Below are 25,514 nucleotides of genomic sequence, written 5' to 3'. Positions count from 1 at the left end.
GCCCCAGGAAATGTCTGGGATTTCGGACACCTGCCGAAGTTATGGCGCAGCAAGTCAGAGAGTTATATGCGGGTGTTGCACTTCAAACTTGAAACCGCCCTCCATTACGACTTGAGGACCCGCGGTAATAACCGCTTGCATCGTTGCCTCTCGTAACTGCGTAGCTCCATCCTGATTCATGGTTCACCTGTTATCGTTACCTGCCCCGTTGTCTTAAGAGATTAGCACAAACGAGAACAACGCGACGGCGATCCAGATACAAAAATGCCATCTGGTCGAGGGCCTGCGCGAGGCGCTGTGCCTGCCCAAGCGACAAATCCGGTACCCAAAAGTGGCGCTCCCACCAACTATCGTTTCCGCCCCACATTTCTTGGTGAGGCAATCCCGGCAAGCGTCGCAACAGGCGTTGATCTCGTCGACGGTTACGATACTCTCCACAAGGCAGCGATAAGGGATTCCATGCTCCCAGCACAGCGCCCCGCCAGCGAGTGACTCCCCCAACGCGCCATACCTGATACGGTTTTCTGATTATATATAGAGAGTTACAGTAAGCTTTTTGCAAATTGCCATCTGAACATTTGCCGAGGGTCAGAGGTTTTGGCCGCGGAAAAGGGTTTGATGCTCGCCCACGCAGCAGGAAACGCCGATATATCATTTTGGCAATATGCCATAGCGCTCACGCTCTTGGGTAAACAGCCCCGCCGGTAGAAAAAAGGCGAGAAAGAGACTCGGCACAGCCGCTGCAAAACTTAATAAAAAGAAATGCATATAACCAAGTTCTACCACTAAGAATCCACTATAACTGCCGGCAATGGTGGCAGCCAGCGACATTAAGGCCGAGCCGATGGCGAAATGGGTTGCTTCGTAGCCTTTTTGACATCGCTGCATGAGGAACACCATGAGCACCGCCGTGCCCAATCCTCCCGCGAACTGTTCAAAGGCTGCTACCGCAGCCACCGCATAGAGATCGGGTTTACCCCAGGCAAGCCAGGCGTAGGCCAAGATGGGAAACGATTGCACCACGGTTAGAGAAAAAATACTCCGTTGCAGACTCCAGCGAGCAATAATCAACCCGCCAAGGATAGATCCCCCAATCCCGGTGATCGTTCCCACTGCGCCGGTAAGAATACCGCGTGCAACAAGTCCGTAACCCAAACTATGCAGAAACGGCGTTACCATGGCAAAAAGGAAGGCATCGCCAGCGCGAAACAGCAGAATGAAGGCCAGGGCCCAGAGGATGTGGGGCTGCTGGAGGTAGCTCTGCAGCGCAGCGCGTACCTGCTGCCAACGTTCTTGCCGATGCGCAGGAACTACGAGTGGCTCTGGTAAAACTGCTCGATGCCAGAAGGCCAGAGCGAGAAGCATCAGCGCCGCTAGCAAAAAGCAAACAAACCAAGAGATCCAACCGGCGATAATCACTAGTGCCCCATTCCCGACCAGCATAGCGACTCGATAGGCAGCCACGCGAAGACCGGAGTAACCCGCCTGCTCCGCCTCGGGAAGCGTTTGAATGTAAAAGCCATCTACCGACATATCGTGCGTGGCAGACATCACGGCCATTAGCGCGAAAATTTTGAAAGCAAGATCGAGATTGTGCGTTTGCGCGGGCCAGATGAGTAATACCGCGACCCCCGCGAGGATCAATTCCATTATAAAAATCCAGTGTTTTTTATTGCCAAAGAGATCGATCAGCGGGCTCCAGAAGAGCTTGAGGTTCCAAGGCAATCCGAGCAATGAGAGAAGCCCGATAAGTGGCGTGCCGGCCCCGGCTGCAGTAAAAAATTGCACCGAAACTTGCTGTACCAGGGAGAATGGTAAGCCCTCGGCATAATAACTGCTGGCAATCCAATATATTTTACGCATAAAAAACCCCGCAGGAAGCGGGGTTTGTACCACAAAAAGCCGGGACTTATGAAGCCTTGGGCGGAGCGATAGGCTTTTGTGCCAACACCCAGTCGGCCAATTCCTTGGCCTCTGCCGGGGTAACATTCTGCGCCGGCATGGGCATACCGCCCCACACGCCGTTTACCCCATGCTGAATGGCGTTGGCCAGCTTGGCCTCGGCCTTGGGGTTGCCATGGTACTTGTACGCTACCCATGCAAAGGCCGGACCGACAACCTTGGCATCGACCTGATGGCAAGCAAAACAACCCTTGGCTTCGGCAAGCGATTTGGCCTTGGCCATTTGGTCGCTGCTCATGGCTACCTTTTCAAAATGCCCCACGGCCGTGCTGGACTGTTCAAAGGCCGCGGGGGAAGTCGTGGCGGAACTGGCGCTGCTGCTATCCGTTGCTGCGCTGTTGCTGTCACTCTTCTTCGCACAACCCATGGCCAAGCCAAGCACACCCAGAAGCAGTGCCGCCTGGGCCGCAGTACGAAACTCTCTCTTCGCAAAAATCATGTAACCTCCCTTCTCATCAACATGGTTACTCTCTCGAGTTCTACTCTTTCTCAACCCGACTCGTTCTAATGAGAGGAGCATAAAACAAAAATGACCGGCGGTTAATAACCAGCCGATCATTTTGGCGAGGCACACGGTGCACCTCGATGGTCGACAACTTAGTCGGAGGAAGAACCGCTCGAGCTGTCGGTGCTGCCAGCAGCGCTGCCGCTGTCGTCCGAAGAAGCAGAGCTGGTATCGGAACTGGTGGCAGACTCGGTGCTGGCCGCGGCGCCGGTGTCGGAAGCAGCGCTGCTGCTGGTCGCGGCAGGCGTGGTGTCACTGCTGGCAGCCGCGGAGGATTCCGTGGTGGTGGCGCTGGAGGTAGCAGCCGCAGTGCTGCTCTCTTCCTTCTTGGCACAAGCGCTGGCCAGAGCGATTACGCCGGCGAGAAGCACCAAACGGGTAACAGGCTTGATCTTGCTGAGGTCCAACATGTTTACATTCTCCTCAAAATGAGCGGGGGGTTAACATTGCCCGCGGAAAATCTAGCATCATCGTCTTTCTTGCTGCAAGCAAAATTATGCATCCTCTCTATTGACTTCGCAAGATCATTTGATAATCATTTGCGTTATCATTCACTAAGTACATCAGGAGCCCGCAAAACATGGCATCAGTTGGCGTTGAAGGCAATCTGCACCCCATACGACCGCGCCGGATGGGCACCTTTTTGGCCGTACTCGGGCCCGGTCTGGTGGTCATGCTGGCCGACACCGACGTTGGCAGTGTCATTACCGCCGCGCAGAGTGGTGCGCAGTGGGGATACCGACTTCTACTGCTGCAACTAGTGCTCATGCCCATTCTTTTTGTGGTGCAGGAGTTGACGGTGCGCCTAGGCATCTTTACCGGCAAAGGGCATGGCGAGCTCATTGCCGAGTGCTTCGGCAAAAGCTGGGCCTTTGTGTCGGTAACAGGACTCAGTATCGCAAGTGCTGGAGCACTGCTTACGGAATTCTCCGGACTTGCAGGGGTGAGCGAATTGTTTGGCCTACCGCGCTATGTGGGCGTTGTTCTCGGAGCTGCCGCTTTGTGGATCATCGTGATCACCGGCTCCTACCGTCGGGTAGAACGCATTGCGTTGATTCTGGGCTCTTTTGAGGTTGTTTTCTTTGCCATTGCTTGGGCGGCGCATCCAGATCTATACGGTCTTTTTCATGGTCTTATGCAAATCGACCTCGGAAATCACGATTACATGATGTTGGTAGCGGCGAATATTGGCGCTGTGATTATGCCGTGGATGATTTTCTATCAGCAGTCGGCGGTGGCGGACAAGGGGTTACAACCATCGGACTACCGCCATGCGCGTTGGGACACGGCCATCGGCTCGGTGGTTACGCAATTGATCATGGCGGCGGTGTTGGTGGCTACGGCGGCAACCATCGGTGCTAGTAATTCTCATGCCTCGCTCAATACCGTACAACAGCTTTCCGAGGCGATCACTCCCTATCTGGGCACAGTTTGGGGGCAGATCGTCTTTTCCTTGGGCATTGTTGGCGCGGGCATGATTGCCGCGATTGTCGCTACCCTGGCGGCCGCTTGGGGCTGGGGTGAGGTAACGGGTTTTCGCCATTCGCTGGAGCACCGCCCAAGCGAGGCACCTTGGTTTTATGGTACCTACAGTTTGGTGTTGTTAGCTGGGGTCATGGCGGTAGTTTTTATTCCCAATCTGGTTTCTTTGGATATTGCCGTCGAGGTGATGAATGCCCTCCTCCTGCCGCTGGTTTTGGGCTTTTTGATTGCGCTGTCCATCAAGAGTTTGCCCATCGAACACCGCCTGCGCGGCTGGTACTTGTGGTTGGTAGTCGCGCTCGGGGGCGTCAGTGCCGGCTTGGGCGTGTATGGCGGGGTCACCAGCATCCCAGGCTTGTCTTGATGCGACGCACCTCTCCGCGGCGCGAGATGTTCTACACTTTGGGCATCGGAAAATCGCGGGGGTGCGGTTATGAACGGTCGAGCGTCTTACATGTTGCCGCAAGTTCCAGAGGCCTTGGAGGGCCTGATTGAACTGGCGCTGGATTTGCGCTGGTCGAGCAGCCATCGCAGCGATCCACTCTGGGAGCGCTTGGACGCCAAACTCTGGCAGCAAACCCGCAACCCTTGGTTATTATTACAAAATATCGCGGCTAGTCGCCTGGAGGAGCGCGCCGCTGATGCAGAGTTCTTGTCGCTCTTGCAGCAAGATCTGCAGCGACGCCGGCAGCAATGGCGCGAGCCGCAGTGGTTTGCCAAGACGTTTCCACAGGCACCGCTGCGCCGGGTGGCCTATTTCAGCATGGAATTTGGGCTCTCCGAAGCGCTGCCAATCTATTCCGGGGGCTTGGGCATTCTGGCCGGAGACGTCCTCAAGACCGCTACGGACCTGGGTGTGCCCATGGTGGGAGTCGGCATCCTCTGGCAGCAGGGATATTTTCGCCAAAGCATTGACGGTTGTGGGCGGCAAGTAGAGTTATATCCCTACAACGATCCAACGCAGCTGCCGATCGAGCCGGTTCGCGACGCCGATGGGCAGTGGCTGCGTTTGCAGCTCCCCTTCCCCGGACGTTCGGTAATTTTGCGCGCTTGGCAGGCCAAGGTTGGACGGGTCACCCTCTATTTGCTGGATAGTAACGACCCGCTCAATAGTCCTGCCGATCGTGGCATCACCGCCGAGCTCTACGGGGGCGGACCAGAGATGCGCTTGCAGCAAGAAATCTGTTTGGGTGTTGGCGGTTGGCAATTGCTGCGGCAATTGGGTATGACCGTCGATATTTGCCATCTCAACGAGGGACATGCCGCCTTCGCCATTCTTGCCCGTATTCATAGCCATATGCACGATTTCGGGAGCACTTTTGCCTGCGCCCTGAATGCAACGCGAGCGGGCAATGTCTTTACCACGCACACGCCGGTGGCAGCAGGTTTCGACCGCTTTGCCCCCGATTTGGTGGCCCGCTATCTAACCGACGTACAGCAGCATTTTGGCGTTACCCCGGAACAAATTCTGGCGCTCGGGCGTGCGCAGCCAGATGACGCCAACGAGCCTTTCAACATGGCTTGGTTGGCGATTCGTGGCAGTATTCTGATCAACGGCGTGAGCCAACTACATGGCGAAGTCAGCCGACAACTCTTTCAGGCGTTGTTTCCGCGATGGCCGACGGATGAGGTGCCGGTATCGGCAATCACGAATGGCGTGCATGTTCCCTCTTGGGATAGCGCTGCAGCGGATGCACTATGGACGCGCTATTGTGGCGATAGCCGCTGGCTGGGCACCGCAGAATCGCTGGCAGCAGAGTTTGCGCAGGTTAGCGATACGGAGTTATGGCAGCTACGTGCCCAATCGCGTCAGCGTCTCATCGACTTTGCCCGGCAACAGTTGCAACGCCAGCTTGCCATGGCGCACCGCCCCCAGGAGGAAATCGACGCTGCCGCTCTGGTGCTCGATCCCAACACCCTGACCATCGGTTTTGCGCGGCGTTTTACCGCCTACAAGCGCCCCAATCTCTTGCTCCAGGATCCCGAGCGCCTCTACCAAATCCTGTCCGATCCGCGTCATCCGGTGCAGTTGCTTTTGGCCGGCAAGGCGCATCCGCGGGATGGCGACGGCAAGGCAATGATCCAGGAGTGGACACAGTTTCTTCGCCAGCATCCAGACGTCTTCCACAAGGTGGTATTCATTGCTGATTATGACCTCTTGGTGGCCGAACAGTTGGTACAGGGGGTTGATGTCTGGCTGAACACACCCCGTCGTCCGTGGGAGGCCAGCGGCACCAGCGGCATGAAGGTGCTGGTCAACGGTGGGCTGAACTTTTCGGAGTTGGACGGCTGGTGGGCCGAGGCCTATCGTCCGGAATTTGGTTGGGCCTTGGGCGACCGCCAGGAGCACCCTGCAGATCCGGATTGGGATCGGAAAGAGGCTGAGGATCTCTATCGCTGCATCGAGCAGGAGATTGCGCCCCTCTTTTACCATGGGCGCGACGAGAACGGCTGCCCCTGCGCTTGGGTGGCGAAGATCCGTGCCAGCATGACCGAACTCACGCCGCAATTCAGCAGTCAGCGCATGCTGCAGGAGTACGTGCAAAAGCTCTACCTGCCGGCGGCGGAACTGCTACGGCAGCGCAGCACGCCCGAGCGGGCGGAAGACATTTGTGCCTGGCAGAATCATTTGCACAGCCATTGGCATGGATTACGCTTTGGCGAATTGTACAGCGAAGCTGGCGACGCGACTTGGCAGTTTCACATGCATGTGTATTTGGATGATATCCCGCCGGATTGGGTTCGCGTGGAACTGTTTGCCAATGGATTGGGGGCTAATGGCCCCGAATTGCACGTCATGGAGCGGGCCGAAGCGCTGGAAGGCGCCGTCAATGGCTTCACCTACCGTTGCGTAGTGCCCAAGGCGCGGCCGGTATCCGACTACACCCCGCGCATCGTGCCGCACCATCCGCTCTGCCGCGTGCCTCTCGAAAATCCGGCCATCCTCTGGTATCGCTAGAGCCGCGGTCGGAATGCGCCGCATTGCCAAGCGTAGATCGTCGCCGTACCATCGACGGCAAACTTGATCATAGACGACGAAGACACCATGACTTCATCCATCGATTCCCACCTAAGTGAGGAGCGGAGTTTTCCCGTACCCGAGGCCTTTGCTGCCCACGCCAACATCGACGCCAGCGAATATCGGCGTCTGCAGGCCCTGGCCGAAAAAGATCCGGAAAAGTTTTGGGGAGATTTGGCCCGACAACATCTCGCTTGGGATCAGCCTTTTAGTGAAGTTCTCGACGCCCGCGAGGCGCCCTTTTACCGTTGGTTTGCCGACGGCACGCTCAATGTCTGTGCGAATTGCATCGACCGCCACCTGCAGGGTGCGCAGAAACACAAGGCTGCCCTGATTTGGGAGGGAGAAGACGGTAGCGTGCGGACCCTTACCTATGCGCAGCTGCATCGCGAAGTCGGTCGCTTTGCCAATACCCTGCTGGCACAGGGTATTGCGGCTGGTGATCGTGTCGTGCTGTATCTGCCCATGGTCATCGAGGCGGTGGTGGCAATGCTTGCCTGTGCGCGCATTGGTGCCATCCACTCCGTGGTCTTTGCCGGATTTTCGGCAGAGGCCCTCAAGGATCGCCTCGAGGATACCGGCGCCAAGATCCTTGTCACGGCGGATAGCGCCGTCCGCGCCGGCAAACTCATTCCTCTCAAGCGTCATGCGGATCAGGCGCTGACGCGTCTGCACGAGCAAACGGTGCAACGGGTCATTGTCTTGCGCCGCGGCAATACCGATGCCGACATGGAAGACGGCAGGGATATCTGGTGGCACGACGCCGTGCAGGATCAGTCGTGCCACTGTGCTGCACCGGCATTTGCGGCCGAGCATCCGCTCTTCATCCTCTACACTTCGGGGAGTACCGGCAAGCCCAAAGGCATCCTACACAGCTCCGCCGGTTATCTGTTATGGAGCAAGCTCACCAGCTTGTGGTCTTTCGATATCCAGCCCGATGACGTGTATTGGTGCACTGCCGATATCGGCTGGATTACCGGGCATAGCTATGTGGTCTATGGCCCGCTTGCCAACGGCGCGACCGTATTTTTGTACGAGGGTGCGCCCATGTACCCGCAGCCCGATCGCTTCTGGAGCATGATCGAGCGCCACGGCGTCAGCATTCTGTACACCGCCCCCACCGCGGTACGCGCCTTCATGAAAATGGGAGACAGCTGGGTCAAGAAGCATGATTTGCGGAGCCTGCGCCTGCTTGGCAGCGTTGGCGAGCCGCTCAATCCCGAGGCTTGGGTTTGGTATCGGGAGGTGATTGGCAGCGGTCGAGCGCCGATTGTCGATACCTGGTGGCAAACCGAAACGGGTGGTCACATGATCGCGCCCTTACCGGGAGTAACGGCAAACAAGCCCGGTTCCTGCGCCCTCCCCTTACCGGGCATTTCGGCTACGGTGGTGGATGAGGCCGGCGTGGAAATTCGGGAACCGAACCAAGGCGGCTATTTGGTCATCGATCGTCCCTGGCCGGGGATGCTGCGTGGGGTTTGGGGCAACCCCGAGCGCTACGTGCAAACCTACTGGAGCAAATTCGCCAACCGCTACTATGTGGCAGGAGACAGTGCCCGGCGCGATAGCGATGGCTATTTTTGGGTGATGGGACGCATAGACGATGTGCTGAATGTTTCGGGCCACCGCCTGGGTACAGCAGAAATCGAGTCGGCCCTGGTGGCCCACGCGGCGGTGGCGGAGGCGGCAGTGGTGGGAGTGCCGCACGAGATCAAAGGCGAGGCGGTATCGGCTTTCGTGGTGCTCAAGGCTGCTTACCAAGGGGAAGACCATGATCAGTTGGGTGCTGCCCTACGCGCCCAAGTGACGGATTTGATTGGCGCCATCGCCCGCCCCGATGACATCCATTTTGTGGATGGCTTGCCCAAAACGCGATCCGGCAAAATCATGCGGCGACTGCTGCGTGCCCGGGCCCGCGGCGAGGAAATCGATCAGGATACCAGTACCCTTGAAGATTGACTCGCAACACCCGGCAACAGGGCGCTCTGCAGGTGTTCGCCACCGCCTCGGCCTGCCGGGGCTCATCTACCTAGCTATCCCCTGCCTGGCCGTACTGCTGCTGCCACTCTATAACCGCGCCGATCCGCAGCTTTTCGGTATCCCCTTTTTTTACTGGTGGCAGATTCTTTGGGTGCCGCTCTCGGGCTTTTTTCTGTATCTCGCCTATCGACGCGTAGAAAAAGGGCGCTGACTTCATGCACCTGAGCGCTATTGTCGTCTTTATTGGACTATTTTTCCTGATTGCCTTTCTCGGTTTTCTCTCCGCTCGCTGGCAGCGCGGCGATCTTGGCCATTTACACGAGTGGGGTTTGGGCGGCCGACGCTTTGGGGCCTGGATTACCTGGTTTCTCATTGGCGGTGATCTCTATACTGCCTATACCTTTGTCGCCGTGCCGGCGCTGGTCTTTGGTGCGGGGGCATTGGGTTTTTTCGCCCTACCCTACACCGTGCTGGTGTATCCTTTGGTGTTTGCCATCCTGCCGCGGCTCTGGTCCATTGCCAAGCACCACAATTTCATTACCGCTGCCGATTTTGTTGCCGCGCGCTATGGCAGCCCTGCCCTGGCGCTAGCCATTGCCCTGACCGGCATTGTGGCGACCATGCCGTACATCGCCCTGCAGCTGGTGGGCGTTGAGGTGGTGATCGCTGGGCTCGGCTTTCCCACCCATGGCATCATCGGCGAATTGCCCTTGATCGTTGCCTTTGTCGTGCTCGCGGCCTTCACCTATACCAGCGGCTTGCGTGCACCAGCGGCCATCGCCATAGTCAAGGATGTTTTGGTGTATATCACAGTGCTCGCCCTGGTAATCGTGGTGCCCCTGCAGTTGGGTGGCTTCGCCAAGATCTTTGCGGCCATCCCCAAGCACCTGCTCTATCTGCCGCCGGTGCATGGGAACGACTTGGGGCTGCAATCCTTCTATATCACTTTGGCCCTAGGCTCGGCCATGGCGCTGATGCTCTACCCGCATGCCACCACGGCGGTGTTGTCGGCAAGCGGCCCGAAGACCTTGCGCCGTAACTGGATCTTTCTGCCGGCGTATTCGTTTGTGCTTGGTTTGATCGCCCTGCTGGGCTACATGGCGTATGCGGCCAAGTTACCGAGCAATCCGAGCCTTGCCCCCTACTTTCATGCCTACGGCCCACAGTTTGCCATGCCGGGGCTCTTGCTCCAGTACTTTCCTGGCTACTTTGTAGGTATTGGCTTTGCTGCGGTGGCCATTGGCGCTCTGGTCCCGGCAGCGATCATGTCCATTGCTGCCGCCAACCTCTTTACCCGCAGTATCTACCGCGCCTACTGGCGCCCAAATTGCAGCGCCGGGCAAGAAACCCAGGTCGCCAAGCTGGTATCTTTAGTGGTCAAGTTTGGTGCCTTGCTGTTTATTTTGCTGCTGCCGACGCAGTTTGCCATCCAACTGCAATTGCTGGGCGGTATTCTCATCCTGCAAACGCTACCAGCGATCGTTAGCGGTATTTATACCCGCTGGTTCGATCCCCGAGCCCTCCTTCTCGCCTGGGCGCTGGCATTGGCCTGGGCGATTTGGGCGGCGTCGCTCACCAGTTTTCAAAAATCCTCGTACGCACTGCACTTGGCGGGCTGGACGATTCCTGGGTATATCGGGCTCTATGCACTGCTTTTGAATGTGCTCCTCGCCCTCGCTGGCACGCTGCTGTTGCGCTCCCTGCGTTGGCACTCGACGGTCGATCATACCGATGCTGCAGCCTATGAGGAGCTGCGCCAGGATGCTTGACAAGGATCGGACGCACCCGAACAATCGGTGCCATCCGTTCACTCTTTTACTATAGAAGGCCCCCATGCATTCCCCAATTCGTTGCCCCGTCTCAAACCCTCTGCAAGCCGTAGAGGGCGGAAAATGACGGCGGGATGTATTGACGGCAAGGCGGTGGCGCAGCGCCTGCGGCTAGAGACCCGCGCCGGGGTGGAGGCTTTTCAGGCACGGCATGGACGGGCACCGGGCCTCGCGGTCGTGCTTGTGGGCTCGGACCCGGCCTCACAGATTTACGTACAGCACAAGAAAAACGCCTGCGCACAAGTGGGCATCGTTTCCCATAGCTTACCCTTGGCAGCCGATGCCAGCCCAGAACAGCTACTGGCAGAAATTGCGCGCTGCAATGCCAACGACGAGATCGATGGCATTCTGGTGCAGTTGCCGCTACCGGCGCAGTTCGATGCCGAGACCATCATCGAAGCAATTGCCGTCACCAAGGATGTGGATGGTTTTCATCCCTACAACGTTGGTCGTCTCGCCCTGCGCGTTCCCGTGCTACGTTCCTGCACACCGGCTGGAATCATCACCTTGCTGCAAGAATATCGCATTCCAATCAAGGGGCAGGAAGCGGTCATCGTGGGTGCCTCGAATATCGTTGGGCGGCCCATGGCGCTGGAGCTCCTCCTCGCTGGCGCCACGGTTACCGTCTGTCATCGCTTTACCGCCGAGTTGGCCAGCCATGTATCCCGTGCCGACATTGTGGTTGCTGCGGCGGGCAAGCCGGGGCTGGTGCGTGGAGAATGGATCAAACCCGGTGCGACGGTGATCGATGTCGGCATCAATCGCCTCGCCGATGGTAGCCTGGTGGGTGACGTGGAGTATGAGGTCGCGGCACAGCGCGCGGCATGGATTACCCCGGTACCCGGGGGTGTGGGTCCGATGACGGTGGCGACGCTGCTGCAAAACACCCTGCTCGCCGCACGGATGCGTTGCGAGGGCACGCATGGCTGAAGCCGCCCCGGTTCCCGCACTTACCGACCCCAGTCTCTATTTCAACCGCGATCTCAGCATCCTCGAATTCAATCGTCGGGTGCTGGCTCTGGCCGAAGATGAGCAGATTCCGCTCCTCGAGCGTTTGCGGTTTTTGACCATTGTTTCGAGTAATCTCGACGAATTTTTTGAAGTGCGTTTTGCCGGGGTAATGCAACGGCGCAAGTATGGCGCTGGCCCGCTGGGCCCAGACGGCCTTGGTGCCGAGGAGGAAATGCGCGCGGTCTCGGTAGTAGCCCATGAACTCATCACGGCGCAATACCGTTGTTTGAATGAGCGGTTGATACCAGCGCTGGCGGCGGAAGGAATACGGCTATTACGGCGACGGGAGTGGAAGCCAGCGCAGAAGCGTTGGGTGGCAAGCTACTTCCGCGCAGAAATCTTACCCCTGCTCACCCCCCTGAGTCTGGACCCAGCCCACCCCTTCCCCAAGGTGCAGAACAAAGGGCTGAACTTCGCCATCGTCATCGAGGGGGAGGATGCCTACGGGCGGCACAGCCCGATTGCCATCGTGCAGGCACCACGTATTTTGCCGCGCATCATTCAATTGCCGCCGGATATTGCCGGCCCGACGGATTTTGTTTTTTTATCCTCCGTCATTCACGAAAATGTGGATTTGCTCTTTCCGGGTCTCAAAGTACAGGGCTTTTACCAATTTCGCGTAACCCGTAATAGCGAATTGTTCGTCGACGAGGAAGAAGTCGATAATCTGCTCGATGCCATTGCCGATGAGTTGACTACACGCCCATTTGGCGAGGCGGTGCGCCTGGAAGTGGCCAATAATTGCCCTGCTGAAGTCTCTGACTATCTACTGCGTCATTTTGATCTGCAACAAGAAAATCTCTATGTTCTTAGCGGCCCGGTAAACTTGTCGCGAATGGCCGCCATCATCGATATGGTGCCTCGCCCCGACCTGCTCTACCCACCCTTCTGGCCCGGCGTGCCCGATCGCTGCCTGCGCAGTGAGGAGATTTTTACCCAGCTACAGCGGGGACCGATTCTATTACATCATCCGTACCAAAGCTTTAGTCCAGTAATCGATTTTGTGCGTCAGGCAGCGGCCGATCCGCAAGTGCTCGGTATCAAGCAGACCTTGTACCGCACCACCAACGATTCGGCCATGGTACAAGCGCTCATGGATGCCGCGGTTGCCGGCAAGCAGGTAACCGCCGTCATCGAGCTCAAAGCGCGTTTTGATGAGGCCAACAACATCCGGTTGGCAGAAGAACTGGAAAGCGTGGGCGTGCAAGTAGTTTATGGTGTGGTAAAGCACAAAGTGCATGCCAAAATGATCTTGGTTTTGCGTCGAGAAAACGAGGGAATCCGCTTATACGGACATTTGGGTACCGGCAATTACCACCCGCGCAATGCCCGCATCTACACCGATTTCAGCTTGCTCACCGCCGATCCTGCCATAACCGCCGATATGAATGCCCTATTCATGCATATCACCGGTATTGGTCAAGCGCCGCAGCTCAAACAGCTATTGCAGAGCCCTTTTACCCTGTTTACAGGCATGCGCGAACGAATTGCGGCGGAAACCGCCCTCGGCCCGCGTGGGCGGATCATTATTCGGGTCAACGCGCTAATTGACCTGGATTTGATTCGTGATCTATACCAAGCCTCCCAGGCTGGTGTGCAGATCAGTCTCATCGTACGCGGTGCCTGTGCGCTGCGGCCGGGTATTCCTGGTGTTTCGGAAAATATCCGGGTGGTATCGGTAGTCGGCCGTTTTCTGGAACATAGTCGAGTGTATTATTTTGGCCGCAATGGTAGCCCAGAAATCTGGCTCTCGAGCGCCGATTGGATGGGGCGTAACCTGTTTCGGCGCCTAGAAGTTGCCGTGCCGGTACGTGATCCCGAACTCAAAAAGCGGATTCAACGCGAGGCATTGGATTTATACTTGGCGGATCAGTGCAATGCCTGGGAGATGCAGCCAGATGGCAGCTATCGCCCCTTGCACGGAGCAAAAACTGAATGCCAGGGAGCGCAACAAACCCTGCTTGGCGAATATGCCCGCGGAGGCAGCAATGACTAATCCCCAATGCCGAGTTTTGGTTTTGAACAGCAAGGGCGGTTCTGGAAAGACCACCCTTTCCACCAACCTGGCGAGCCTTCTCGCCCTGCGTGGCTCGGTGCTCCTTGCCGATCTCGATCCGCAACGCTCGAGCGTCAGTTGGGGAAATCGGCGCCCTGCCAGCCTACCCAAAATCGATCTGATCGATGATCCGGAACGGGATTTTCGCGGCTATCCTGCCCGCGATTATGTCATTTTTGATGCCCCCGCTGGGCTGAAACGGGGACGGTTGGAGGATATGCTGGGCGAAGTCGAAGTGCTCCTGGTGCCCATTGCCCCCTCCCCCTTCGATATGGATGCCAGCCGAGAATTTTTGCAACGCCTCGACGAAATCAAGCGCTTTCGCAAAGGCAAGGTACGCATGGGGGTAATTGCTAACCGCGTCAAGGCACGCAGCCAAGCGGAGCGCCTCCTCGCGCAGTTCTTGGTCGACCTCGATCTGCCCTTGGTGGCAACCCTGCACGACAGCCAAGTTTACGTGCGCGCAGCCCTGGGCGGCTTGGGTTTGGCGGATCTTCGGGCACCCGAAGCGCGTAAGGAACTACCGCAATGGGCGCGCATTTTGCGCTTTGTACAAACCGGCGAGCTCTATGGAACGTGAGATCAAACTCGAGGTACTGCACCCCGAGCTGTGGCAGGAGGTACTTGCGCACCCCCTGGTGCAGGCCGAGACGCTCGCCGAGCGGGAGATGCATGCCATCTATTTCGATGGTCGCGATGGTGCCCTACGTGCCGCGGGGATTGCCTATCGCGTGCGGCGCGAGGGTGAAGACTGGGTTGCCACGGTAAAACTTGCGGGTTCCGCCCTAGGGGGGCTGCATCAACGACCGGAATGGAACGTTCCGGTGTATAACAACCTTCCCGATCTACGCGTTTTTAGCGATCCCGAACTACAAGCCCGTCTGACGCCTTTTTTCGGACTGGACCTGGTGCCGACCATTGAAACTGCGTTTCAACGTCGTGAGCGGGAGATTTCGTATCAAGACAGCCGCATTTTGCTGGCCGCCGACTGGGGCGAGATTCGTGCAGGAGGGCAGCTTCGGGCCATTCACGAAATTGAGCTCGAATTGGTGGAGGGCGAAGTTGCAGATTTGCTGCAGTTGGCGAGCGCGCTTTGCGCCAGTCTCCCCCTTTGCCCCAATGATGCCAGCAAACTGGCGCGTGGCTTGGCATTGGTACAAAAAATGCCGGTTGTGCAGGCCCCGGAAAGCACAGAACTGCGCGGTCGAGAAGGGGCTGGTACCGCGCTTGGCAGACTCCTACTCCTTCGGGCGCAAGGGATTCTAAGCGACTTGGCGCAGCGGCAGCTCAACGACAGTCGCGCCTTGCACGAGTTGCGCAAAGAAGTGCGCGCCCTCCGCGCCCTACTGCGCTTTAGTAAGGGTGCGGACCCCGAGGATCGACTGCGCGGGGTGCGCAACGGGCTTGCGGTGTGGTTTCATGAGCAAAGCCTGCGCCGCGATTTAGACTCTCTTGCGGAGCATTGGCTTGGCTTGGCACCCAAACTGGGCATGGACCCGGTAGCCCTACAGCAAGCCCTAACAGGACTGCACAGCCCAGCACGCGACTTGCGCGTGGACGCCCGGGCGCGCCTGGCAGCAGAGCTTCTTGCCCTTTGGGCGCAGCTGCTGCGCTATCCGCTGCAGGACGAGGAAACTTTGCGCGAGTACAGTGAAGAACGCCTGCGCCGCATGGATGAGCATCTTGCCTTTTCCGACCCGGATCAGGTAGCCGACTTCCATCGCCTACGGATTGCCCTCAAGCATCTGCGCTATACCCTTCACTTTTTGGAATCGCTCTGGCCGAGCAAAGATCGTAAAGCGTTGCAAAAGCAGCTGGCAGTCCTCTTGGACGCGGCAGGGGTAATCCGCGATGCGCAAATCGCCCAGCAACAGTTGCCGCACCTGATCAGCACCGGCAGCATCAGCAAGGAACTTGCCTTTAGCGCCGGTGTGTTACTTGGCTATCTTGAAGGGCGCCGCGAGCGCGAAATCCGCCGCTTTCGCAAACACTGGGAGCGCCTACGCGAAGCCGAACGCCCTTGGGACTAGGGAGAAGCTAAGCATCGGTCGCCAGGAATCACCTCCAGCATAACGTATGCTGATCATAGATAAATAAACGAGTTAGCAAACAAGGACAGGGCCAGAAGTAAGCTCCGAAGTGTTTGGAAACGATGTGTTCAGGGAACGCTAGATTCCTTGTCCAGCTTTAAAATGGCTTGGATCAAAGTGTTGGACCGTCGTAGTAACTCTGTCTCGAATTTTTTGGCTTCTTCATGTTTTTCCTGCACTGATAGATTTGCAACTTTTTCTGACGCCTCATGGAATAGCTTGTGCTGCTCTTCTATTTCCGTAATAAGGCACTGTGCTTCTTCTGAGAAACGGTCTTTCTTCGGCAGGACTTCGGCGTACCACCACTTGCCAAAATCACATTCTGTGTGAGGTTTGTGGCAAGTACAAGCTACCTCAGAGGTGAGACATTCACGAACACGTTTGAGATAGTTGGCGTGCGTAGCAATGGCTCGTAGATGTTGCATGGAATGACTCCATTTTGCCTTCATTGGTCCTTAATGCTACGCAATACACGGCAATTCGGTTGCAGCTTGCTTTTTGCTCTTTGGTTTCGCCTTTGAAGTACAACGCATAAATTGAGACAAACTGCATTAGAGTGTTATGGTGGCGACCAAACTCTCTGGACGTAAGGTACTGAATCACCTAGAGGATGGCAACCCCAACCGGGCGCTGTCTTGAGACCTTACGATCATCACCGCGCTCCGTTCGATCTGCCTTCGCGCTTTGCTCGGGCGCTGAAATCCGGCCATTGCCCCACACAGAAGGCGGGGATGCCGTGTACCGAATCGGGGAAACAGCCCAAACTGATTTGAGCGTCGGTGGCATCCCTGACTCTAGCGATCTTTTTGCTCAGTCCGCGGTAAGACCCTCGCGGATGCGTTCGACGCGGCGCGCCAGCAGGGCAATTTCGTGGGCAAGGCAATATTCGGCGTCGGTTACTTTCCACTCCCGCGCCTGCTCCTTGTCGACTTGCAGATCGGCGCAGATCTTTTTCAGTTCTGCGTAATCATTGCTGTCGAAGAGAAAGCCCGCCAGTTCGCTGACCTGGTCATTTTTGCTTGCGGCGCCGTCGAGGGCCGCATAGGCGGCATCTAGACAGCTGTGCTCTTTCATTGCCAAGGCCCGTTGCAGGGCCGCTTCCCGATCTATTTGCATCTTCATCACTCCCGTTGCTGGTATTTTTACCCGGCCAGAGACCGTTCGAGGATCTCGGCCAAATCTCGCGATAGTCCTTCCCTGCCCTGCAGCGCCAGCATGGCTTTGCGCATCATGGCCTGCCGATTTTGATCGTAACGAGTGCTGCGACTGAACACCGTGGCCAAACGCGCCGCCGTTTGCGGATTGAGCTCATCGAGCTGCGCCAATTGCTCTGCGTAAAAGGCGTAACCGGAGCCGTCGGCGGCATGAAACACCGTGGGGTTTACCGCAAAGGCACCGAGAACGGCGCGCACCCGGTTGGGCACCCGCCAATGGAAGGCCGGATGCTGCAAAAGGGCCTTGGCACGCTCGAGGGTGCTGGGCGCGGCCGGGAGCATCTGTAGCGAAAACCATTTGTCGATGATGAGCGGGTATGGCTCCCAGTGCTGGTAAAAATCCGCGAGCAAGGCATCGGACAGTAGATTTTCGGTTGCCAGAGCAGCCAGGGCGCCCAAGCGCTCGGTCATGTTGTCGGCCTGCCGATACTGCTGCTCCGCACGTATACGCGCTTCGTCCGCCTGCGGGCCGAGGAGCGAGTAGCTAAGCGCTACCTGACGCAGACGGCGCATTCCCATGGAGCGCCCATCGCGCTGGTAGGGCGCCGCCAAATCGTTGTAGAGGCGCTGCCAACCGCTGGCGAAGCGCGTTGCCAGGCGCCGCCGCAGTTCCTCGCGAACGCGATGAATGCCATCGACATCGATGACTTCCATGCGCTGCCCCAGGGTCTCTTCCGAGGGGAGGCTGAGAAGTTCTGCAGTGTAGGCAGGATCATCTTCGTACCGGGTCAGAGCTGCTGCCACCGCTTCTTCGAGGGCGGAGGAATCCAGTGGGCTCTCCGCCAAGGCCTGTAACATTGCCCGCTCGGCCAAGCGCTGGAAGCTATCCCAGCGGTTGAAGGGATCGTCATCGTGCTGGGCCAGAAAGATATCTGCCGCTTCGGCATCGCTGCGCTCGAGGATGACCGGTGCCGAAAAGCCGCGCAGCAGGGAAGGCATGACTGGTTCGGAAAAAGGGCCAAAGGTCCATGTCTGTTCGCTGCTATCGAGGACGATGACGCGATCACGGTCGGCCTCGAGGGCTTTACCATCCTGGGTAAAAAAGGCCAAGCGGACGGGAATGGGGACGGCCTGTTTTTGCTCTTGCCCGGGGGTTGGCGGCGTGTGCTGACGTAGCCGCAGGTGATATTGCCCGCTGGATGCGTCGTACTCGCCATGCGTGCTGAGGCGCGGGGTACCGGCTTGGGCGTACCAGCGCAAGAACGGCGAGAGATCTTGCCCGCTGCCATCGCTCAAGGCACGCACGAGATCTTCGATGCATACGGCTTGGCCGTCGTGGCGGGCAAAGTAGAGGTCGGTACCCTTCCGGAAGTCGGTGGGGCCGAGCAGGGTATGCATCATGCGAATGACTTCGGCACCCTTTTCGTACACCGTCGCCGTGTAAAAGTTGTTGATTTCTTTGTAGGAATCGGGGCGAACCGGATGTGCGAGCTGGCTTGCATCCTCGGCAAACTGGGCACTGCGCAAACGGCGCACATCGCCAATGCGCTGTACCCCGCGGGAATTGCAGTCGGCGGAAAACTCTTGATCGCGAAAGACCGTAAGACCTTCCTTGAGGCTCAGTTGAAACCAGTCGCGCAGGGTAACCCGGTTGCCCGTCCAATTATGAAAATATTCGTGGGCAATTACCGATTCGATGCCTTGGTAATCGGCATCAGTGGCGGTTTCCGGACTGGCCAGCACATATTTGGAATTGAAAATATTGAGGCCCTTGTTTTCCATGGCCCCCATATTGAAGCTATCCGTAGCAACGATCAGATAGCGGTCGAGATCGTATTCGCGACCGTAGACCTGCTCATCCCAAGCCATGGCCTTTTGCAGACTGCGCAGGGCTTGCTCGCAGGCGTCCCGATCGCGCTCGGCAACGTAGACTTCCAGACCAACTTCGCGCCCGGACTGGGTGCGGAAGGTATCCTTGGCAATGTGAAAAGACCCGCCCACCGCGGCAAACAGGTAACACGGCTTGGGAAAAGGATCTTCCCAGCGCGCCCAATGCCAGCCTTCGTCTTCTTCGCCCGTTGCTACGCAATTGCCATTGGAGAGTAGCAGCGGGCAAGTTTGTTGCGGGGCATGTAAGGTGACGGCAAAACGCGACAACACGTCCGGGCGGTCCAGAAACCAAGTAATCCGCCGAAAACCCTCGGCCTCACACTGGGTAAGAAACACCCCGTCGGCGTAGTAGAGACCGGAGAGCGCGGTGTTTGCCTCGGGCTCGATGCGCACCCGCGATTCGACGACGCAGTGATCTGGCAGGTTGCGCAATCGCAAACCGCCGGTTTCGAGGGCGTAGTGCTCCGCCGCCAGCGGCTTGCCATCGACGGCGAGGGAAAGTAGCTCCAACGATTCGCCGTTGAGGAAGAGATCGCGCGAGGCCGGATCGAGGCGCCGCAGAGAAAGCTTTGCTTGCACCTCGGTGCCTTGGGGACGCAAGAAGATCTCCAAGGCGACGGTTTCGATAGTAAAACCCGGCGCTTGGTAATCCTCGCGACGGACGACGCTCGCTTCGCTCACTCGCATTTGCCCTCGGAATTAAAGGTGCCGATGCTAGAAACAAAGCTCGACAGGTCCTGCGGCATACCGTGGCTGATCTTGGCCGTACCACCCTGACCACAATAAAGCAGAGTGGGCGTGGCTACTTCGCCGGTGGCCTGCAAAAGCTCCGTATTCTTCTGCACGTCCGCTACCACGGCAGGATTTGGGTTGCTATCGGCGGTGATTCCCCCCTCTTCCGTAGCATCATCAAAGCCTTTCTCGTTCTTGGCCATTGCCTCCGCCGGGTCGCTGGCACTCAAGATTGCCACCGCCTTGCCCTCGCTCGAAGGCTTGAGGAAAGCCGAAACCACATAGCGCACCCGCAATTTTCCTTCTGCAATGAGCGGTTTGGCATCTTCGTAGAACTTGTGGCAGAAGATGCAGTTGGGGTCGACAAAGGCAATTACCTCTGGTCCGCCCGTACCGAGCACAAAGGTCTTTGCTTGCATGACTTTTTGGGCAATATCCGCTGCCGACATGGGCTTGGGAATGAGACCTGCAGTTTCGGCATCATTCTTGATGACGTTGTTACCTTCTGCGTCGATAATCGCTTGCGCAAGGATCAGGTACTTACCGTCTGCAGTGGCATAGGCCAAAGTCTTATGGCCCTGATCCTCAACCACGATTGCGGTAAGGCCACCGGGCCCCGGAAAAATCTTGGCGACCTGGGCACTACCGTGAGTGATGGAGCTTACCAAGTTCTGCACCTTACTCTGCGAGAGGGTTTCCGCCTGCGCCGTGTTGGCGGGAAAAAAGTGATTACTGATGCCGCCAAGAATGAGCCCGGAGATCATCAAGGTAGCGGGAAAAGCCAAAGGTTTCAGGCGCATGGATACTCCTCTGAGAAAAAAGCCGAAAAAATAGGGAGACGGTGGTAACTAGCCGCGTTGGCGTCAGTTTACACCATCTCCCCGATTCGGACCACGAATCAGCCTAGGGGTTCAGCGCGAAACACGAAGCGATCGTCCTCGAGTTCCACATGCAGCAACTCGCCCGGGTGGAAATCACCACGCAAGAGCTTTTGCGCCAAGGGGTTTTCGATCTGCTGCTGAATGGCACGCTTGAGCGGACGCGCGCCGTACACGGGATCGAAACCGATCTCGGCGAGCTGATCGAGGGCCGCTTCGCTGAGCACTAAGTCCATATCCCGCTCGCGCAACCGGGCGCGCAAGCCTTGCAGCTGAATTTCGGTGATGGCCCGCAACTGCCGCGCATTGAGGGGATGGAAGATCACCGTCTCGTCGATCCGGTTGAGGAATTCCGGCCGGAAATGCGCCTGCACCACCGCCATCACCGCAGAGCGCAGGGAGTCTTCATCACCGCTACGGCTGTACTCGTGAATCCGATCCGATCCGAGGTTGGAGGTCATGATGATGACGGTATTGCGGAAATCCACCGTCCGTCCCTGACCGTCGGTGAGGCGGCCGTCGTCGAGCACCTGCAGCAGGATGTTGAAAACCTCCGGATGCGCCTTTTCGACTTCGTCCAACAAGACCACAGAGTAGGGCTTACGCCGCACCGCCTCGGTAAGGTAGCCACCTTCCTCGTAGCCCACATATCCCGGCGGGGCACCGATCAAGCGCGCCACCGAGTGCTTCTCCATGAATTCGCTCATGTCGATGCGCACCATCTGCTCTTCGCTGTCGAAGAGGAATTCGGCTAGGGCCTTGCTCAACTCGGTCTTGCCGACTCCGGTGGGGCCCAAGAAGAGGAAAGAGCCGTTGGGTCGGCGCGGATCGGAAAGGCCAGCGCGGGAACGACGGATCGCGTTGCTGACGGCGGCCACCGCTTCCTCCTGCCCTACCACGCGTGCCTGTAGGCGCTCTTCCATCTTGAGCAGCTTTTCCTTTTCGCCTTCGAGCATTTTGGCAACGGGTATACCGGTCCAGCGCGAGATGACCTCGGCAATCTCCTCCTCCCGCACCTCGGTGCGCAACAAGGTGGGCGCCTTGCGCTCTGCGCTGCTTTCCTGCTGCTCGGCCCGCTGCAACTGCGCCTCGAGGGCGGGCAACTGCCCGTACTGGATCTCCGCCATGCGGTTGAGATCGCCGGCGCGCCGGGCGTTCTCGAGTTCCAGCAAGAGGCGTTCGCGCTCTTTCTGGAGTTGCGAGGTACCTTCGATGGCGAGTTTTTCGCCCTTCCAGATTTCCTCGAGCTCCTGGTATTTACGATTCAGCTCGGTAATCTGCTGCTCCAGGGTCTCCAGACGCTTTTTACTCGCTTCGTCCTTTTCTTTTGCCAGCGCCACTTTTTCGATGTTGAGCTGAATCAAGCGCCGCTCGAGTTCATCTAAGGCCTCGGGCTTGGAGTCGATTTCCATTTTGATACGCGAGGCTGCCTCGTCGACCAAGTCGATGGCCTTATCGGGCAGGTTGCGATCGCTGATGTAGCGATGCGAAAGCTGTGCTGCCGCAACCAAGGCCGGGTCGGTGATGCGCACTCCATGGTGCACTTCGTAGCGCTCTTTGAGGCCGCGGAGGATGGCGATGGTATCTTCCACCGAGGGCTCGTCGACCAGAACGCGCTGGAAACGGCGCTCGAGGGCGGCGTCTTTCTCGATATACTGGCGATACTCGTCGAGGGTAGTGGCACCAATGCAGTGCAACTCGCCCCGCGCCAGCGCCGGCTTGAGCATGTTGCCGGCATCCATGGAGCCCTCTGCCTTGCCTGCCCCCACCAAGGTATGAATTTCGTCAATGAAAAGGATCACTTGCCCTTCGGTCTTGGCGAGATCGTTGAGGAGGGACTTCAAGCGTTCTTCGAACTCGCCGCGAAATTTTGCGCCGGCAATCAAGGCGGCCAAGTCGAGGCCGAGCAGACGCTTGTTACGCAGGGATTCCGGTACCTCGCCGTTGACGATGCGCTGCGCCAGACCCTCGACGATGGCGGTCTTTCCCACCCCCGGCTCGCCGATGAGGACGGGGTTATTCTTGCTGCGCCGCAGCAGCACTTGAATGGTGCGGCGAATCTCGTCGTCGCGACCAATTACCGGGTCGAGCTTGCCCTGGGCGGCGCGCTCGGTGTAGTCGATAGTGTATTTTTCCAGGGCTTGACGCTGTTCTTCAGCGTTGGGGTCGTTGATCTTTTCGCCGCCATGCAGTGCCGTAATCGCCGCCTCGAGATCCTTGGCGGTGGCGCCATTTTCCTTGAGCAAACGGCCTGCTTCGCCTTTATCTTCGAGTAGTGCAAGCAGAAAATGCTCGGTCGAAATATAGCCGTCGCCGCGTTTTTGGGCGAGCTTGTCGGCAAAGTTGAGGAGATTGACGAGATCCCGCCCAAACTGCACATCGCCGGGTTGCCCCTCCACCTTGGGCAGGTTGGCGAGGGCACGGCCAAGGGCATTGCGTAGCGAATCCACCCGTACGCCTGCCTTGCTCAGTACCGGGCGAGCAATACCCCCTTCTTGGTCCAAAAAGGCGATGAGAAGATGAATGGGCTCGACCTGCTGTTGATCATTGCCCAAGGCCAAGCTCTGCGCGTCTTGCAGGGCCTGTTGAAATTTTGTGGTGAGTTTGTCACTGCGCATCTGGCGACTCCTTTATCGGATGATGCCTAGCAGATGGGCATGTCAGGCGGGCTTTTCAAGGCCAGAGCGGGCGGGTCGGAACATACCAAAGAGCAGTAGCGCGGCGCTGCCAGAAACGATGCCTGCCGCTAGAAAAGCGCCACTGCCCCCCCAATGACTCCAAGTCCAACCGGCGGCCAAGGAGCCAAGGCCACCGCCCAAGCCGTAGACCAGACTCGCATAGAGGGCAATGCCGCGGGCGCGCAAGGCCGGAGAAAAGCGGGCAAAAACCCAGTGGATGGCGGCTAGATGAAAGGCGGCGTAGCTCGCCGCATGGAGGGTCTGCACGAGGACGATCCAAACAAAACCCGGCCACCAGGCAATCACCATCCAACGCAGCGCCGTAAGAACAAAAGCCGAGCTGAAACATAGGGCAATACCCCAGCGAGCCAGCACCCGCTCACCAAACCAAAAAAACAATACCTCGGCACAGACGGCCAGGGCCCAGAGCACGCCAACACTCAAACTGCCATGGCCATGCTGCTCCACATAGATGGAATAAAAGGCGTAGTAGACGCCATGACTGCTTTGCTCGAGGATACCGGCGGCGAGAAAAAACCAGAGGCGCGAGTCGCGCAGGGCAGGCAGGAAGGTGCCCTGCCCCTCTGCCGCCTGTTGCGGGTGATGATCCTGCAGGGGTAGGTAGCGACTAGCAACAACAACGAAGAGCAAAAAAAGGGTGATGGTGGGGAGAAAACTTTGCAGCCCCCACCGGGCGACCAAGGCCCCCATCCCTAAGGAAAGGGCAATAAAACCGATGGATCCCCAAAGGCGAATACGTCCGTAGCGCCTGCCGTGGCGCTCTGCCCAAGCCATGCTGAAAGTATCGACGAGGGGTAAGGCGGCGGCCCAAAAAAAGGCGAAGAGCACGGTAACGAGCAGCAGAAGGGCGAAATGATCGCCGGCAAAAAACAACAGCGAAAAGCTTAGGAGGGTCGCGACGCCCGCGGCAGGGATCAGGCGCCGCGCCGGGAGATAATGTAAGAGCCAACCCCAGACATTGGGGGCGAGTACCTTGCTGAACTGTACCGCCGCCGTAAGAATGCCAATGGCCAGGGCATCTTGCCCGCGCGCCTGCAGCCAAGGGCCCCAATAGGGCATAAAGGCCCCGAGAGCGCAAAAATAGAGGAAGTAGTAGGCAACGAGGGCCTCGCCCTCGAAGCGGCCCTTCAGCATTGGCCGGGAATGGGGGCCAGAGGCGGCTCGACGTCGCCGTTTTGGGCACGGTGACGCAGGTAGTGATCCATCAGGGTGAGGGCGAGCATGGCCTCGACAATGGGCACGGCACGAATCCCGACACAGGGGTCGTGGCGGCCGGTGGTGACGATGTCGATTACCTGCCCCTCACGGTCGATACTTGGGCGAGGAATGCGGATACTGGAGGTCGGCTTGACGGCAATCGAGAAAAACAGGTCTTGCCCGGTGGAGATACCGCCCAGCACGCCACCGGCATGGTTGCTCGCAAAGCCTTTGGGGGTGAGGGGATCGCCATGTTCGCTACCGTGCTGCTCGACTACGGCAAAGCCGTCGCCCACCGCCACTGCCTTGACCGCATTGATGCTCATCAATGCCTTGGCGGCGTCGGCCTCGAGGCGGTCGAAAACCGGCTCGCCCAGCCCCACGGGCATGCCCTGTACACGGACATCGACGCGCGCGCCGATCGAATCCCCAGCCTTGCGAAGTTCGTCGAGATACTCGGCCATACGCTCGGCCGCAGCGGCGTCCGGACAGAAGAAGGGATTGGCGTCGATCTGGGCGACGTCGAATTCCGTAGCACGGATGGGCCCCATCTGCGCCAACCAAGCACGGATTTCCGTACCTAAGCGCAGCCGTAGGTACTTACGGGCAATGGCGCCTGCCGCCACCCGCATGGCGGTTTCGCGCGCCGAGGAGCGGCCGCCACCGCGATAATCGCGCAAACCGTACTTTTGCAGGTAGGTGTAATCGGCATGGCCGGGACGGAAGCTGTCTTTGATCTTGCTGTAATCCTGGGAACGTTGATCGGTATTGCGGATGAGCAAGCCAATGGGGGTGCCAGTGGTGACCCCCTCGAAGACGCCAGAAAGGATCTCGACTTGGTCGGCCTCCTGGCGCTGGGTGGTGTGCCGCGATTGCCCCGGGCGACGGCGATCGAGCTCGGGCTGGATGTCTTCGGCGCTGAGGGGTAGCCCCGGCGGGCAGCCATCGATAACGGCGCCGATAGCCGGTCCATGACTCTCACCAAAGGTGCTTACGCGAAAGCACTCGCCAATGCTGCTACCCGCCACGA

Annotated in this window: 20 protein-coding genes; 9 read left to right on the top strand and 11 right to left on the bottom strand. The window is 58.2% G+C overall.

All coding sequences use genetic code 11. The features are described 5' to 3' along the window. Nucleotides 1-196: 196 nt before the first annotated feature. The 4 genes from RTI30_RS03790 to RTI30_RS03775 all read right to left on the bottom strand — a co-directional run bounded on the left by RTI30_RS03790 (nt 197) and on the right by RTI30_RS03775 (nt 2,877). Nucleotides 197-655, bottom strand: coding sequence for a DUF3293 domain-containing protein (locus RTI30_RS03790; protein ID WP_312262367.1), 459 nt, complete (start codon nt 653-655; stop codon nt 197-199). After that, nucleotides 652-1,863 carry an MFS transporter gene (locus RTI30_RS03785; protein WP_312262365.1) on the bottom strand — a complete coding sequence of 404 codons (1,212 nt, stop codon included), beginning with the start codon at nt 1,861-1,863 and terminating at the stop codon, nt 652-654. Before RTI30_RS03785 ends, RTI30_RS03790 begins: the two co-directional genes overlap by 4 nt. Nucleotides 1,864-1,909: 46 nt before the next feature. Then, nucleotides 1,910-2,401 (bottom strand): c-type cytochrome, encoded by a 492-nt coding sequence (locus RTI30_RS03780; protein ID WP_312262363.1) that lies wholly within the window; start codon nt 2,399-2,401, stop codon nt 1,910-1,912. A gap of 158 nt (nt 2,402-2,559) precedes the next feature. Beyond that, nucleotides 2,560-2,877, bottom strand: coding sequence for a hypothetical protein (locus RTI30_RS03775; protein WP_312262361.1), 318 nt, complete (start codon nt 2,875-2,877; stop codon nt 2,560-2,562). 170 nt (nt 2,878-3,047) lie between these two features. On the opposite strand from RTI30_RS03775, the gene RTI30_RS03770 reads away from it, so the two are divergent. The 9 genes from RTI30_RS03770 to RTI30_RS03730 all read left to right on the top strand — a co-directional run bounded on the left by RTI30_RS03770 (nt 3,048) and on the right by RTI30_RS03730 (nt 15,874). Then, nucleotides 3,048-4,313 carry a divalent metal cation transporter gene (locus tag RTI30_RS03770; protein WP_312262359.1) on the top strand — a complete coding sequence of 422 codons (1,266 nt, stop codon included), beginning with the start codon at nt 3,048-3,050 and terminating at the stop codon, nt 4,311-4,313. 90 nt (nt 4,314-4,403) lie between these two features. Beyond that, nucleotides 4,404-6,908 (top strand): alpha-glucan family phosphorylase, encoded by a 2,505-nt coding sequence (gene glgP / locus RTI30_RS03765; protein WP_312262357.1) that lies wholly within the window; start codon nt 4,404-4,406, stop codon nt 6,906-6,908. An 87-nt stretch (nt 6,909-6,995) separates the two neighbouring features. Next, nucleotides 6,996-8,927, top strand: a complete 1,932-nt coding sequence (gene acs, locus RTI30_RS03760) for an acetate--CoA ligase (RefSeq protein ID WP_312262355.1) — start codon at nt 6,996-6,998, stop codon at nt 8,925-8,927. Further along, a complete protein-coding gene (locus RTI30_RS03755; protein ID WP_312262353.1) occupies nt 8,917-9,159 on the top strand; it encodes a DUF3311 domain-containing protein in 243 nt (80 codons plus the stop codon). Before acs ends, RTI30_RS03755 begins: the two co-directional genes overlap by 11 nt. A gap of 4 nt (nt 9,160-9,163) precedes the next feature. Beyond that, the gene (gene mctP, locus RTI30_RS03750) at nt 9,164-10,717 is read left to right on the top strand and encodes a monocarboxylate uptake permease MctP (RefSeq protein WP_312262351.1); all 1,554 of its coding nucleotides are present in this window, start codon (nt 9,164-9,166) and stop codon (nt 10,715-10,717) included. 123 nt (nt 10,718-10,840) lie between these two features. Beyond that, entirely contained in the window at nt 10,841-11,707 is an 867-nt protein-coding gene (gene folD, locus RTI30_RS03745; protein WP_312262349.1) for a bifunctional methylenetetrahydrofolate dehydrogenase/methenyltetrahydrofolate cyclohydrolase FolD, read from the top strand. Next, nucleotides 11,700-13,784: a polyphosphate kinase 1 gene (gene ppk1 / locus RTI30_RS03740; protein ID WP_312262347.1), complete on the top strand. Its 2,085-nt coding sequence runs from the start codon at nt 11,700-11,702 to the stop codon at nt 13,782-13,784. The genes folD and ppk1 overlap by 8 nt, the downstream gene beginning before the upstream one ends. Beyond that, nucleotides 13,777-14,424, top strand: a complete 648-nt coding sequence (locus tag RTI30_RS03735; protein ID WP_312262345.1) for a ParA family protein — start codon at nt 13,777-13,779, stop codon at nt 14,422-14,424. The genes ppk1 and RTI30_RS03735 overlap by 8 nt, the downstream gene beginning before the upstream one ends. Continuing rightward, nucleotides 14,414-15,874, top strand: coding sequence for a CHAD domain-containing protein (locus RTI30_RS03730; RefSeq protein WP_312262343.1), 1,461 nt, complete (start codon nt 14,414-14,416; stop codon nt 15,872-15,874). The genes RTI30_RS03735 and RTI30_RS03730 overlap by 11 nt, the downstream gene beginning before the upstream one ends. A 128-nt stretch (nt 15,875-16,002) precedes the next feature. On the opposite strand, the gene RTI30_RS03725 is transcribed toward RTI30_RS03730, so the two are convergent. The 7 genes from RTI30_RS03725 to aroC form a co-directional block, all read right to left on the bottom strand. After that, entirely contained in the window at nt 16,003-16,359 is a 357-nt protein-coding gene (locus tag RTI30_RS03725; protein WP_312262342.1) for a CZB domain-containing protein, read from the bottom strand. 385 nt (nt 16,360-16,744) lie between these two features. Beyond that, entirely contained in the window at nt 16,745-17,056 is a 312-nt protein-coding gene (locus RTI30_RS03720; RefSeq protein WP_312262341.1) for a hypothetical protein, read from the bottom strand. A gap of 20 nt (nt 17,057-17,076) precedes the next feature. Next, nucleotides 17,077-19,665, bottom strand: coding sequence for an aminopeptidase N (pepN, locus tag RTI30_RS03715; RefSeq protein ID WP_312262340.1), 2,589 nt, complete (start codon nt 19,663-19,665; stop codon nt 17,077-17,079). Next, entirely contained in the window at nt 19,656-20,510 is an 855-nt protein-coding gene (gene dsbG / locus RTI30_RS03710) for a thiol:disulfide interchange protein DsbG (protein ID WP_312262339.1), read from the bottom strand. Before dsbG ends, pepN begins: the two co-directional genes overlap by 10 nt. Before the next feature lie 98 nt (nt 20,511-20,608). Beyond that, entirely contained in the window at nt 20,609-23,206 is a 2,598-nt protein-coding gene (clpB, locus tag RTI30_RS03705) for an ATP-dependent chaperone ClpB (protein ID WP_312262338.1), read from the bottom strand. 42 nt (nt 23,207-23,248) lie between these two features. Further along, nucleotides 23,249-24,421, bottom strand: a complete 1,173-nt coding sequence (locus RTI30_RS03700; RefSeq protein WP_312262337.1) for an MFS transporter — start codon at nt 24,419-24,421, stop codon at nt 23,249-23,251. Beyond that, entirely contained in the window at nt 24,415-25,512 is a 1,098-nt protein-coding gene (aroC, locus tag RTI30_RS03695; protein WP_312262335.1) for a chorismate synthase, read from the bottom strand. The genes RTI30_RS03700 and aroC overlap by 7 nt, the downstream gene beginning before the upstream one ends. Nucleotides 25,513-25,514 lie beyond the last annotated feature (2 nt).

It is taken from the genome of Candidatus Igneacidithiobacillus taiwanensis (genome assembly GCF_031962545.1).
Classification (GTDB): domain Bacteria; phylum Pseudomonadota; class Gammaproteobacteria; order Acidithiobacillales; family Acidithiobacillaceae; genus Igneacidithiobacillus; species Igneacidithiobacillus taiwanensis.
Note: the sequence above shows the minus strand (reverse complement) of the source record. Positions and strands in the feature narration are given on the sequence as shown.